This is a genomic window from Xenorhabdus vietnamensis (assembly GCF_002127535.1).
Taxonomy (GTDB): domain Bacteria; phylum Pseudomonadota; class Gammaproteobacteria; order Enterobacterales; family Enterobacteriaceae; genus Xenorhabdus; species Xenorhabdus vietnamensis.
The window spans coordinates 21504-34480 of sequence record NZ_MUBJ01000025.1 but is presented as its reverse complement, the minus strand read 5'-3'; the positions used below and the strand labels follow the sequence as shown (position 1 = coordinate 34480).

The 12977-nt window shown below is 44.0% G+C and carries 11 protein-coding genes; 3 read left to right on the top strand and 8 right to left on the bottom strand.

Annotated elements, in window-relative coordinates; genetic code table 11:
- Window positions 1–6: 6 nt before the first annotated feature.
- Genes Xvie_RS17270 through Xvie_RS17255 form a run of 4 tightly spaced genes read right to left on the bottom strand, consistent with a single transcriptional unit; the run spans window position 7 to window position 5223 of the window.
- Window positions 7–363, bottom strand: a complete 357-nt coding sequence (locus Xvie_RS17270; protein WP_086110416.1) for a DUF4150 domain-containing protein — start codon at window positions 361–363, stop codon at window positions 7–9.
- Complete coding sequence (locus Xvie_RS17265) at window positions 353–1573, bottom strand: DUF2169 family type VI secretion system accessory protein (protein ID WP_086110415.1); 1221 nt, start codon at window positions 1571–1573, stop codon at window positions 353–355. Before Xvie_RS17265 ends, Xvie_RS17270 begins: the two co-directional genes overlap by 11 nt.
- Window positions 1574–1585: 12 nt before the next feature.
- The gene (gene tssI, locus Xvie_RS17260) at window positions 1586–3475 is read right to left on the bottom strand and encodes a type VI secretion system tip protein TssI/VgrG (RefSeq protein ID WP_086110414.1); all 1890 of its coding nucleotides are present in this window, start codon (window positions 3473–3475) and stop codon (window positions 1586–1588) included.
- A gap of 11 nt (window positions 3476–3486) precedes the next feature.
- A complete protein-coding gene (locus Xvie_RS17255) occupies window positions 3487–5223 on the bottom strand; it encodes a type VI secretion system baseplate subunit TssF (protein WP_086110413.1) in 1737 nt (578 codons plus the stop codon).
- Window positions 5224–5993: 770 nt separating this feature from the next.
- On the opposite strand from Xvie_RS17255, the gene Xvie_RS17250 reads away from it, so the two are divergent.
- On the top strand, window positions 5994–7931 hold the full coding sequence (locus Xvie_RS17250) for an exoribonuclease II (protein ID WP_086110412.1): 1938 nt from the start codon (window positions 5994–5996) through the stop codon (window positions 7929–7931).
- Window positions 7932–8116: 185 nt separating this feature from the next.
- Window positions 8117–9091 (top strand): class A beta-lactamase, encoded by a 975-nt coding sequence (gene bla / locus Xvie_RS17245; protein WP_086110411.1) that lies wholly within the window; start codon window positions 8117–8119, stop codon window positions 9089–9091.
- A 78-nt stretch (window positions 9092–9169) separates the two neighbouring features.
- Here bla and yciH read toward each other — a convergent pair whose 3' ends face one another.
- The 4 genes from yciH to Xvie_RS17225 form a co-directional block, all read right to left on the bottom strand.
- Entirely contained in the window at window positions 9170–9493 is a 324-nt protein-coding gene (yciH, locus tag Xvie_RS17240; protein ID WP_086110410.1) for a stress response translation initiation inhibitor YciH, read from the bottom strand.
- Entirely contained in the window at window positions 9486–10226 is a 741-nt protein-coding gene (gene pyrF / locus Xvie_RS17235; protein ID WP_086110409.1) for an orotidine-5'-phosphate decarboxylase, read from the bottom strand. Before pyrF ends, yciH begins: the two co-directional genes overlap by 8 nt.
- Window positions 10227–10423: 197 nt before the next feature.
- The gene (gene lapB, locus Xvie_RS17230) at window positions 10424–11593 is read right to left on the bottom strand and encodes a lipopolysaccharide assembly protein LapB (protein WP_086110408.1); all 1170 of its coding nucleotides are present in this window, start codon (window positions 11591–11593) and stop codon (window positions 10424–10426) included.
- A 6-nt stretch (window positions 11594–11599) separates the two neighbouring features.
- On the bottom strand, window positions 11600–11914 hold the full coding sequence (locus tag Xvie_RS17225) for a LapA family protein (RefSeq protein WP_086110407.1): 315 nt from the start codon (window positions 11912–11914) through the stop codon (window positions 11600–11602).
- A 405-nt stretch (window positions 11915–12319) separates the two neighbouring features.
- On the opposite strand from Xvie_RS17225, the gene ribA reads away from it, so the two are divergent.
- Window positions 12320–12916, top strand: coding sequence for a GTP cyclohydrolase II (ribA, locus tag Xvie_RS17220; RefSeq protein WP_086110435.1), 597 nt, complete (start codon window positions 12320–12322; stop codon window positions 12914–12916).
- The last annotated feature ends 61 nt before the right edge of the window (window positions 12917–12977 follow it).

Sequence of the window (12977 nt, the reverse complement as noted above, 5' to 3'; positions counted from 1 at the left end):
CCTCCCTTATTCCCCATTCATCCAGAATTTATCCCCGTGGCGTAATGTCAATTTGCCACCAGCCCGTACTGTTTGTGTGTGTTCTTCCGGGTGACATTTCCCCCCCACCGTGCCACTTTTAATCCCCATCGCCGTTCCCGCCTCATCCCCCAATGTCTGCGGGACAAAACTTTGCCCGAATACCACCACTGGTTGCCCATTTGCACGCACCGATGTTGTCGGTGCGGAAGTATCTTCCAGTTTGGCAATAACCGGATAAGGGATCGGCGGTGTGGCGGGACCCATCGGGGTTTTACAGACATCGGGAACCAAACTGATAATTAGCCATTGGGTATCTTTACGAGCAATATAGTTATCCGCCATGATTCTGCTCCGGTTGGGGTGCAAATGTGATTAAGGGGGCTTTGGGATTTATTTCAAACCGCGCTTCTGTGACTCTGATAGGTAAGTCAATGCTGAAATGCAGACGAAAAGTCAGTTCCAGTGTCATCGCATCGGTATCAACGATCAGCGTGTCAAGATTCATCAGAATCGGGAAAAGATCGCCGTCTTCCATGCGAAACAGGATAAAAGGACGATGCCCCGGCAGTTGAGTTTGTAAGGAGCCATCCGGTGTTAGGTTAGTCAATTGCAATGTGATATCGGTAGAGGGCCAGTCAATTTGCTGATCTTGCGGGGCACCATTCCAGTAACCAAAATCAAAATCCTGTGGCAGATAGGGATGGCGTTGATCCAGCCATGTTTGATCATAAGTCCCCGCCAGAGTTCGCCGTGGTAGCCACGCCCGGCCGATAATCCCTATACCCTGTGGCTGGCTGGCGGGTTCTGTGGCTGAAAGATAGCCTGACAGCATCGCGGCAAAATGTTGTGCAGTTACCGGTGCATTGGGATGGGTAATACGCGGTGCCGGATAACGAGGCAAATCTTTTGCCCTTGCATACCACGGCAAAACAAATCCCGTGCCGATGGGGTTATATTCCCAAACCGCATGAGCTATGGGAGCCTTTTCGCCATCGGGGTGTTGGCTGCGTTGTTCAGGAGAGAGCTTATCTTCCTCTGTTAATTCTTTCGCCGCTTTATCATCCTCGGCTTCAATCCGGCATCCCCCGCCAAAGGCATAACGATAATCAAGCGGTAAACGGTTAAATGGTTTAGGATCAGAAAGCTGCCATTGTCCGTTATCGGGGCGGAAAAATTCCCGTTCACCTGTAATATTCAGTGTCTTATCCAGTAAAATGTCGCCATTGGCATCCGTTACTGACAGGCGAATAGGAAAAGAGGGACAAGGCTTGCCTTCCGGCGCATAAGCCGTACCATTGACGATCACGTCACATTTAGGTTTAAACAGTGCCAGATCACTTTCCTTCAATACCTGCGAGATGTTCAACCCTCCCCGGTATTGATCCTGCACACACAAATCCATCACCGGCAGCAGTTCGGCCAGATATTCGCCCTTACCCGCAGGCAATAGCTGATAACCGACTTTCATGGCAACAACATCGTATTCCTGATCTTCGGTATCCAGCATTCGATAATTCATCACCGAAAAAGGGGTGAGATTCTTCAATTCCACCGTCCTGTCTCCTTAGTTCAAATCAATGTCTTTGCCGTGGATTTGCACAGGGCCGCTGGCATCAAACAGAAACGTTTTTCCTTTGATGGTAATTTTGCCTGAACTGTCCATACGCAATGTGCTGTTACCGCATTTCAATTCAATCACCTTACCGGCCGAGATAGTCAGTTTTTGCCCCACAGAAATACTTTTTTGCATACCGACCGTTTCGTTTTGGCTCATGGAGACGGAGGTCGTCATATTGGCACCTACGGTAATGGTATAAGCCTGTCCCACTTTCAGGGTCTTGGCCATCCCGACCACTTCGGTACTGGTCTGTTGCACAACTTCCTGTTTATTTTTTTTCACAATAACGGCCTGATTACCGTCAATCGTTTCAGTATGATTACCCTGCACCTGCGTGGTACGGTTATTTAACACTTTGGTATTCATATCCTTCTGGGCATGAATAAACACTTCTTCACTGCCTTTCGCATCCTCAAACCGCAGTTCATTGAATCCCTCACCTTTATGGGTACGCGTCTTGAAGGTGGTGCGGGTTTTCTGTGCGGGTAAATCGAGCGGCGGACGGTTCAGGCCATTGTAGTTACACCCCGTCACAATAGGACGATCAATGTCACCGTTCAGGTAAGAGATAATGACTTCCTGACCAATACGCGGTATCGCCATAAAACCGAAGCCATTGCCGTTCCAGCCCTGTGCCACACGCACCCAGCAGGAAGAGCCGTCCCCCGGCGTATCATGGCGGTTCCAGTGAAAATGCACCTTAATGGCACCGTGCTCGTTGACAAAAATCTCTTCCCCCGGCGGCCCCACTACTGTTGCCAGTTCATCCCCGTCGGCCAGCGGTTTGTAACGGTACGGCGGCCGCCAATCGTCTTTCCCCGGAATAAAAGTGACGTTATTGGTCAACGTAGTACCTTCACCCGCAATCCCTGCCGCCTGTGGCTGGGAACCATAGTGATTCACGGTCACCACCTGCCAGCGGTCATTCATAGATGCAATGGGATGGGATTTCAGGATAAAAATTTTGCCGGGGCGCAACTGAATACAATTGGTTTGAGTTGAGCCCTGCTTACTTTCGCTGTTCAGTTGGTTAAGGCGCACTTCACCCAATGGATGACCTTCTTTACTCCCCGGAAAACGCCCATAACTTTCAAATATTGAATGACGTCCGCCTTGGGGTAGCTTTGCCTGAGTCTGCAAGGGCTGGGAAGGCCGAAGATAATTGTAATCCTTATGGATATATTCATCCGGACAGAGGTATTCCCCGTATTGCCACTGCCAAGCGGTAGTATCTTTATCATCGGTATTGGGCTGAGTGTTGTAAGTCAGGTTAAGATCCGCCGTCATTCCCAAATGGGAGTCACTGAAAAACAATTGTTCTTCCTCAAACCAGAAAGCAATCCCCTCTTCTGCCGCCAACCGGCACCAAAAGTCATAGGCAGATTCGCGTTTCTGGGTGGTGTATTCCCGAACGGGGTGGTGATCACTGTCATCATAAAACTTGCTGTCCGACTTGACGCGATGCTCTTTCAGTAGTTTTTTAAGGATGTCCGGCACGGATTCACGCTGGAAAAGACGACTGTCCTGATGAAGCGTCATCCGCCACATTTCCGGCCGGACAGTAAACGTGTAGTAGGTCTGCCGCCCATCAGTATTACCCTGCGAAGCACCCGCTACGATCCCTTTGACCGTACGCTCCACCTTGCCATTACGGGTGACAGTCAGAGAAGCATAAGTGCCCAACTGATCATTGAGTACCACACTGTTAAGCGGGCTGACCACAGTCAAAGACAGATGATAAAGCTGTGACAGCCCTTCCTGTAAACTGAAATTCACCACCTGAAAAGTTGTGGCCGGTAGCGCACCTATCTGGCAAGTAAACACTAATCCATCCATTTTGCAGCTCCTCACATAATTGGGCGATATCCTTGAAGCGGACAAGGCGATAAAAGCCACCGGATATCGGAAGTATTCCCGATGACGGTCATTCGCATACGCATATCTTCAGTAAGACAGAACGGCAAAAACTGGTACAAGGCATTGGCAAACCGGAACAGTTCTCCCTTACAGGTATAAGCTGATTCATCCAGTGTCAGTTCGACATGCACACAGCGATAAGGAACGCCACGGATCAGCCAGTCACCGGGCGTGGACTGAATCGCTAAAATGCCTGCGGTTAGTCGCTGAATATCGCGATGGGTATGACGGTCAAGGTCAGCATAAAAATCGTAATCCCACAGTAATTGCTTGAGAGCAGATACCGAGTTCAGCCAGAAACCGTTTGCGGCATGGTGTGACAGCAACCCCCAGTATCGTGAAGAGTCGGTGACAGGTGGATAGCTAAGAGCCGTGGGAGTGAGGTTTTTGACTTGTAGCCCATCAGGAATATTCTCACTCGCATGACAAATATCACCCACCGCCAATGTGGGTAGGCCAGTATCAAACGCCACAAAATGGCAGGTAAATTCTTGCTCTGGCGGCTGTTCCATCGGTCGGGCATGATTGTCATAAAACATGAGTGCATATTCCAGATCCCCCAGCGCACCCCGGGTAATGTCCAGCGCATAGAACCAGACTTCTTCATCAGCATGACGGAAAAAATGAGTGAATTGACTCATCGGATAAAACTGAGATCGCTTGCCGCGCTCTTTACCGGGTTCATCTTTTAACCGGAGGTCAGTCATATGCAGGAGTCCCTGTCCGGGTGGCAAAGACAGAGGATAGCGGGCGGTATCTGGCGCAAAGGACTGTGTCACCTGCAACCGGCGTTCAAGGTTCACGACGGGCACACAATGGAGCTGAAAAGCATCCGCCAATTGCGCCTCAGACAATGGTAAGACGTCATGAAGTTTCAGCGTTATGCTGAACTGCTGGCTTTCCGTCATGGATAATCGGCTAGACATCACCGTAGGCAAAACCAGCGTTAAAAAATGATGAACATGAGGTAAGTAGAGGGATTCCATCAGCATTTGCGGGGCCCAGTTTCCTGCTGCTGAAATCGGCGGTGATAAAATCAGCCGGGAAGTACCAGACAGCGGTTCAAACCAGAAAGGTTCGACCGGATAAATTAACCCGTTGTGGTGCAATTCTGCACGCTGTAAAAAACGACACAGGGCAAGCATCAATGTATCAGCCACCGCTTCATTGGGGCTGAGAAATAAGCTGATGGGACGGATAGGCCAGTGATCATCCTTGCCAATATATTGGAACGTGAGGGTTATCAGGGTGGTTTCTGCCTGATAAGTGATATCCCGCGCCAGCAATATTAGCGGTTCAATATGGCAATCTCTGCTCGTCGCAAACGTCACACCTGTCCCTGATGAAACTTCGGAGCCTCTCGGCAGTGTGCAAGAAAAGTCAAACCCTTCTCTTCCATCAAACTGAACGACACTTGTGGCAGGTATTCCTTTGATAGATTGAGTAGTTAATCGTTGCAGCAGAGGCAGGGTAATTTCTGGAAATGCATCATCCACTTTCTGATGCACACGTGCAATTAAAGCAGCAAAGCCTTGATTCAGTCTTTCAATATCAGGATCATAACCATTAAAGTGCTCTGCCAAATGGGGCTTTTCCTCACCAACCAGTTTTTCAAGTTGCCGCAGATAATCCAATTCCCAGTGGTAATAAAATTGAAAAGAATCCATATCAGCTCCATTTTAAAAACGATACCAAATGTAATATTAATTTTCAGTTAGAATATTTATCCCTAAAGTTTAATTTGAAAAAATTATTTATAACAAATCATACCTTTAAATTATCTTCATAAGTTTTAATTAAAAGGAGTTTAAGCTCATAAGAAAATAAAAATAACACCATGAAAAATAAAACAATATATTTTAATAATGTTTATTATTAATTGCACTATTACATAACAACCTCACTAGAAAGAACAATTTTAATTAACGCAAGCGTTACAGTATTTAACACAAACAAATAAAAATGTAATATCATGACACTCATAAAAAAACAAAGACTCACCATTAATGACATTTACACTATTAATTATTTAAATAAGTTTTTTAAGTTAGATTACATCAATAAGAAAAATGAATTAAAGCTAAATTCAACGAATTTACAATTCAGACAATAAAAATCATAACTGTACCATAATCATATGAAATGATGGTTTCCAGGCCGAGCAATATAAAACTCCTAAGAGAAAAATTCACCCATCATGGTAATTTTGGGACACATAACCCCATAACATTAATATATGCATTAATCCAATAGCTCTCCTGATTCAGTGATGATTTCCACATAAAAACACCTCATTTTATGTATATATTGCATGCAATTTTTAGGCTTACTCCACAAATTTTTCTGTTTTGTTAAGATGTTGCTTGCCCCATACCTTCGATTCGCGTAAAACTACTATCTAAAATTATCCATAATAACCCCATACTCCCCAGATATTATGTTTCAAAATAATCCGCTGCTTGCGCAGCTAAAACAGCAACTTCACTCTAAAACTCTGCGCGTTGAAGGTTTAGTCAAAGGAACTGAAAAAGGCTTTGGATTTTTAGAAGTCGATGGTCAAAAAAGTTATTTCATTCCACCTCCCCACATGAAGAAAGTAATGCACGGTGACCGAATTACCGCCGCCATTCACTCAGACAAAGATAAAGAGATTGCCGAGCCAGAATCTCTAATTGAACCATTCCTGACCCGCTTTGTAGGAAGGATCCAAAAGAAAGAAAATGATAACCGACTATGGATTATTCCTGACCATCCGTTATTAAGAGATACCATCCCTTGCCGTCCTAATGACCAAGTTAATCATGCGTTTGAAAATGGTGATTGGGCTGTAGCTGAAATGCGCCGACACCCCCTGAAAGGTGATCGCGGGTTTCATGCTGAAATTACTGGCCATATCACTCAAGGTGATGATCATTATGCACCATGGTGGGTCACATTAACCCGTCACAGTCTAGAACGTGAAGCTCCAGCAATGACAGATTGCAAGTTGGATGACAGTTCTGTCGAACGCATCGATCTGAGCGCTCTTGATTTTGTCACTATTGATAGTGCAACAACCGAAGATATGGATGATGCCCTGCACATCACCAAAAATGATGATGGCAGCCTGAAACTTTCTATTGCTATTGCAGACCCAACAGCTTATATCAAAGCGGGTAGCGAACTGGACAAAATTGCTTACCAGCGCTGTTTCACCAATTATCTGCCGGGTTTCAATATCCCAATGCTCCCTCGTGAGCTGTCTGATAACCTATGTTCTTTGCGCCCTAATGTGCGCCGCCCTGCTCTGGTTTGTCAGGTTTCCATTCTGGAAGATGGTCAATTGGGCGATGATATTCAATTTTTCGCGGCATGGGTCGAGTCTAAATTTAAGCTGGTTTATGACGAAGTTTCAGATTGGTTAGAAGGCCAAGAAGGTTGGAAACCAAAATCAGATGCCGTTACAACCCAAATTACGCTTCTGAAAGAGATGTGTGAACGCCGTAATAACTGGCGCTTACAAAACGCACTGGTTTTCAAGGAACGCCCAGATTATCGCTTTATTCTTGATGAAGGTGGCAATGTTGTTGATATCATTATTGAACAACGCCGATCAGCCAACCGTATCGTTGAAGAGGCCATGATCGCAGCAAATTTATGTGCAGCTAAAGTTCTGCGTGATAAATTAGGTTTTGGTATTTATAACGTCCACACTGGCTTCGAACCTACTCAGATTGAACAAGTCGTTGAAGTCCTCAAAGAGCACAATATTGAAGCTGATGCTGAAACATTGCTGAAACTGGAAGGGTTTTGTGAACTGCGTCGTGAATTGGATGAACAACCAACGCAATTCTTAGATAGCCGCATCCGCCGTTTCCAAACATTTGCCGAAATCAAAACAGAACCGGGTCCACACTTTGGTCTGGGGTTTGATGCTTACGCTACTTGGACATCGCCTATCCGTAAGTACAGTGACATTATCAATCATCGTTTGTTAAAAGCGATTATTCAGCAAGATGAGGCAGAAAAACCAACCGAAGATCTTTGCCTTCAATTGACTGACCGTCGCCGAGCTAACCGCATGGCAGAACGCGATGTCGGTGACTGGCTCTATGCCTGTTTCCTACAGCTCCATGCTGGTACAGACAAAACATTCCCGGCAGAAATTGTCGATATTACCCGTGGTGGCCTACGAGTACGACTGGTAGATAACGGAGCAATTGCTTTTGTTCCCGGACCATTCTTGCATGCGGTTCGTGATGAACTTCAATGCAGCCAAGAAACAGGTTCAGTACTGATTAAGGGCGAAACGGTTCACCGCTTGAATGACATCATCAATGTCCGGATTGAAGAAGTCAGAATGGAAACCCGCAACATTGTGGCTCGCCCTGTATAAGCTATATCTTACAAATAATTTCGATAAAACATTGCTGCCGCCATTTATGGCGGCAGTTTTGTAATAATATTTCTATATTAATATTAACAGTAGAGTAATCTATTCAATATAATCCCCTGATAATATCAAGCTAGTTAGCACCAATTATCAACCTGATTCTTCAATAACCCCTAAAGGCTCCCCACATGCGATTTTTTTCATTGAACCGGAAAGGTTTCCCGACCGTTCTTTCTTCCTTGCTTGGCGTATTATTTACTTATCCAGCCAGTGCAACAGTTCACCAAAATCAATTTCTTTATAGAGATCAAACTTCTCTCCAGAGTGGAATATCATCCTCAAAGGATTCTCTCAAGACAAAAGAGATCATCGACCAGCTTTCCATGCTGGAAAAAAATGCCAATGGCCGACTTGGTGTGGTATTGATAGATACGTCTGATCATTCCACTATCACTTACCGTGCAAATGAACGTTTTCCTTTATGCAGTACCAGTAAACTAATGGTGGCATCCGCCATTCTGAAAAAAAGCGAAATCAACACTCACTTATTGAACCAACGAATTCATTATCAACAATCAGATCTTGTTGAATACAGCCCTATCACAGAAAAACACCTTAAAGATGGAATGACATTGGGAGAATTGAGCGCAGCAACACTACAATATAGTGATAATACGGCGATGAATTTGCTTCTTAACCAACTTAATGGCCCAAGTGAAGTTACAAAATTCGCCCGTGCTATTGGTGACAACCATTTTCGCCTCGATCGCCAAGAGCCTGAATTAAATACCGCCATTCCGGGTGATGAGCGAGATACATCCACCCCGCAAGCCATGGCAAAAAGTTTGTATAATTTAGCGTTGGGAAATGCTTTGGCTACAACACAACGTGAACAATTAATTGAATGGTTAAAAGGAAATACAACAGGCAACACCAGTATCCTTGCAGGAGTGCCCAAAGGTTGGGTTGTGGGAGATAAAACAGGTCGTTGCGATTATGGTACAACTAATGATGTTGCAGTCATTTGGCCAGTCCCCAAACGTGCACCATTGGTTTTGGTTACTTACTTTACTCAACCAGATAACCAAGAAGGCCGTGCTCGTCCCGATGTATTAGCAGCAGCTGCACGTATCATGACTCAAAACGAATCGCTGAATAAATAAAGTTTTTTAACGTAGAACTGGGTTGTTAACGAGCTATGCAGTTTATTTGCTGCATAGCTCATATATAACAAACTGGAATTAACCTCCAGCCAGTTTTACTTTCAATCCTTTTGCTTCCAGCAATTGCTTCAACAAATCGCGTTTATCGCCTTGAATCTCAATTTCACCCTCTTTGACAGAACCGCCGCAACCACACTTTTTCTTCAATTCGGCTGCCAGTTTAGCCAAAGTTTGATCATCAGCATCGACACCCGTAATCACACAAACCCCCTTTCCTTTACGGCCACTGGTTTGGCGATGAATACGCACAATACCATCACCTTTAGGACGAGTATATTTTACTTTTTCTTCCTGAATGCGGCCGCCATCCGTCGAATAAACTAGGTGAGAGCTATTATCCATGAGCGATCCCAATAGATTGATTAATCTGCTGTAGTGCCAATGCTGGATTGTCTGCGCGAGTAATTGGACGCCCGATCACCATATAATCCACCCCAACCTGAACCGCTTTAGGTGGTGTCATGATCCTGCGCTGATCTCCCGCCTCTGCACCTTCAGGACGAATGCCAGGAGTAACAAGTTGGAACGCCTGCCCACATACCGTTTTCAATTGTTGTGCTTCATGAGCTGAGCAGACCACTCCATCCAGACCACACTGTTTTGTCAATAATGCTAAACGCTCAGCATGTTGTGCTGGAGTCATATCAATACCTATACCCAATAAATCAGATTGCTCCATGCTGGTCAGTACTGTAACAGCAATCAACAAAGGCGCATCCTTACCGTAAGGCAACAACGCTTTTTTAGCAGCAGTCATCATTCTCGCACCACCACTTGCGTGAACATTAACCATCCACACACCTAATTCAGCCGCCGCCGCGACGGCTCTTGCCGTTGTATTGGGAATATCATGGAACTTGAGATCCAAAAACACATCAAAACCACTCTGATGCAATGCCTGAACAAATTGCGGACCATAAAGCGTAAACATTTCTTTGCCCACTTTCAGACGGCAGGATTGTGGATCAATCTTGTCGACAAATGCCAGTGCTGCATTTTGATTGTCATAATCCAGTGCAACAATAACAGGCGAGTTAATCTGTTTATCTAAAGTTTGAGCTGTGTGGAAAGTCATTTTTAGGCCCTTTGATTTACCAATTAACTTAAATTACTTATGAACTTTAATCACCAATGAATAAAAACATATTCGTATTCAAAAATATTTATAAAAGTGTATTCATAATAAATTATTTATAATAGTGCATTATTAATACATGGCATTGCTAATACATAATGACAAGCATTGTGACAACAACGAAGGTAGTGACAGCGTCACTGTCCATCCAGTCCCCTAATCGGTTTAATAGAGTCCCATGAACGACATGATGGGCAATGCCAGTATAACGAGCGGGAAGTGAAGCCACATTTATGGCATCGATAATCAGGTTTCGTGCGGATTTGTTCACCTACCATATTGCGCAAAAGAATCAAACTTTCTTTAGCTCTCCCTTCTTCTGCTTCTGTCAGATGGTAATCCATCAAACGGTAAAATAGCCTCATTGTTGGGTGGCGTTCCAACTGACGATTAATGTAATTCTGAGCGACATCACGCCCTTCTTTCTTCTCAAGAATATCGGCCATATGCAGTTCAGCAATCGCACCACATTTTTCTTCTACACAGCACTGTACAAAAGATTGCCACTCTTCTGGTTGAGATAGACGTTGATAGCATTCTTGCAGCATTGGTAAAGACTCACTGACCACTTGCTTATCCTGTTCAAGAATACGTTTCAACGCATCGGTTGCTTTAGAATATTCTCCTTGAGCCATATAAATACGACCAAGCATAATAGAAACACGGGCGCAGTTTTTATCTGCTTGGGCGGCTTTATTCAAGTAGCCGATTGCATTGGTGAAATCGTCACTACCCATACATTGCAGAGCCAACTCACAATAAAAATGGGCAATTTCTTCCCGAAAATGGTGTTTGCCCAATTTTACTAGTTTCTCAGCGATACCGATGGCTTTATTCCAATCACTAGTTGACTGATAGATGGTTAGCAAAGAGTTGAAGGCATTTTCGCGGAAATCTGTTTCGTCAACTAGCTGAGTGAACATGTTTTCAGCTCTATCATAGACTCCAGCAGCCATATAATCTCGTCCAAGCTGCTGGATCGCAAGCAAACGCTGTTCAAATGTCAGAGAAGCACTTTCCATCAGGGACTGGTGAATACGGATAGCTCTTTCAACTTCACCACGGGAACGGAATAGATTTCCCAGAGTCAGGTGAGCCTCAAATGTAGAACTATCCTCTTTTAGCATATCAAGAAATAAATCTACCGCCTTATCCTGCTGATTGGAGAGCAAAAAGTTAACACCATCAACATACTCACGTGAAAGGCGGTCAGCCGATTGTTGTTTATCTTGTTGAGCACTTCTGCGCCCCATATACCAGCCATAAGCGGCAGCAATGGGAAGCAACAGAAATAACAGCTCTAACATGGAGAATTATTCCTTGTTTAATGCTACGGTAGACATGGTTTTTGTGGATGATTCAGATGACTGCCCCATTTGAGCTTCCAGTCGCTTGATTTTGCGTTTTTCATGTCGCAAAGAAATACAGGCGCGCAGGTAAAAAAAACCACAAATACTCCAACCGAGGATAAAACCAATAGCAAACAGCGTAGCCAGCAATGTGGACACAGAGTAATCACCCTTAGCAATCAAATAGTTAAATGTCACTATTTGATTATTATTTGCTCCCAGTGTCACTGAGATAACAAAAACAACCAGTGCCAGTAATAAAATTAGAAAATATTTCACATTTCTTCCTGTTATCTATTGTTACTGATTAGTTATGCCAAATAACAGACATAGTGGCGTGTTAAATTAGCATTTCTCGTCTAAGCAAAGGAAGCAATTTATTGCAACAAACAACGATTTCCTTCTTTTTGTGATATTATCCCGCTTGTTTGCATTCAATTCTACTGTTTTTCCAAAACAATACCACACCATACACCTTCAAAAATCTACTTACTGTTTAGTTATCACTAAAAGGGCTCGGTGCATAATATGCATACGTATTAATAATTTCTGTTACAATGTACCGGCATGCATGCGTTGTAATCAGAGAGATTTTTTTTATGTAATTTCAGCTAATTTCTCAACCGGTATTGTTCTGAGTATCGCAATATTTATAACGGATCAAATCAACATATGAATAAAAAAATGCAGCTAAAACGAGTAGCTGAAGCGAAATTACCTACGCCATGGGGCGAGTTTTTAATGATTGGATTTGAGGAAATCGATACAGGTCGCGATCATGTTGCTCTTGTTTTCGGCGATATTACTGGCGATAAACCTATATTATCGCGGATTCACTCAGAATGCCTCACCGGAGATGCTTTATTTAGCCTAAGATGCGACTGTGGTTTTCAATTAGAAGCTGCTCTTTCGCAAATTAGTCAGGAAGGCCGCGGTGTTTTGCTATATCACCGTCAGGAAGGCCGCAATATTGGTCTGCTAAATAAAATCCGTGCCTATGCTTTACAGGATCAAGGTATTGACACTGTTGAAGCCAATCATCAATTAGGTTTCGCTGCCGATGAGAGAGATTTCACTCTTTGCGCAGACATGTATAATTTATTGAATATTAGTGAAATTCGTCTTCTTACCAACAACCCTAAAAAAGTTGAAATCATGATAGAAGCGGGCATTAATATCATTGAACGTGTTCCGCTAATTGTAGGGCGTAATCCCAAAAATGCTCACTACTTAGATACCAAAGCCAACAGAATGGGTCATCTACTGTTCAAACCAAGCTAAAAGTTCTCTAATTATTTTCTGCAAAAACTGCGTCGGTGTGGGCGCAGTTTTTATTTCTGAG

What these genes read in the sequence shown, in the direction of transcription:
- tssI (WP_086110414.1), bottom strand. Translation starts at nt 3,475, where the DNA reads ATGGATGGATTAGTGTTTACTTGCCAGATAGGTGCGCTACCGGCCACA.
- Xvie_RS17250 (WP_086110412.1), top strand. Translation starts at nt 5,994, where the DNA reads ATGTTTCAAAATAATCCGCTGCTTGCGCAGCTAAAACAGCAACTTCAC.
- yciH (WP_086110410.1), bottom strand. Translation starts at nt 9,493, where the DNA reads ATGGATAATAGCTCTCACCTAGTTTATTCGACGGATGGCGGCCGCATT.
- lapB (WP_086110408.1), bottom strand. Translation starts at nt 11,593, where the DNA reads ATGTTAGAGCTGTTATTTCTGTTGCTTCCCATTGCTGCCGCTTATGGC.
- Xvie_RS17255 (WP_086110413.1), bottom strand. Translation starts at nt 5,223, where the DNA reads ATGGATTCTTTTCAATTTTATTACCACTGGGAATTGGATTATCTGCGG.
- ribA (WP_086110435.1), top strand. Translation starts at nt 12,320, where the DNA reads ATGCAGCTAAAACGAGTAGCTGAAGCGAAATTACCTACGCCATGGGGC.
- Xvie_RS17270 (WP_086110416.1), bottom strand. Translation starts at nt 363, where the DNA reads ATGGCGGATAACTATATTGCTCGTAAAGATACCCAATGGCTAATTATC.
- pyrF (WP_086110409.1), bottom strand. Translation starts at nt 10,226, where the DNA reads ATGACTTTCCACACAGCTCAAACTTTAGATAAACAGATTAACTCGCCT.
- bla (WP_086110411.1), top strand. Translation starts at nt 8,117, where the DNA reads ATGCGATTTTTTTCATTGAACCGGAAAGGTTTCCCGACCGTTCTTTCT.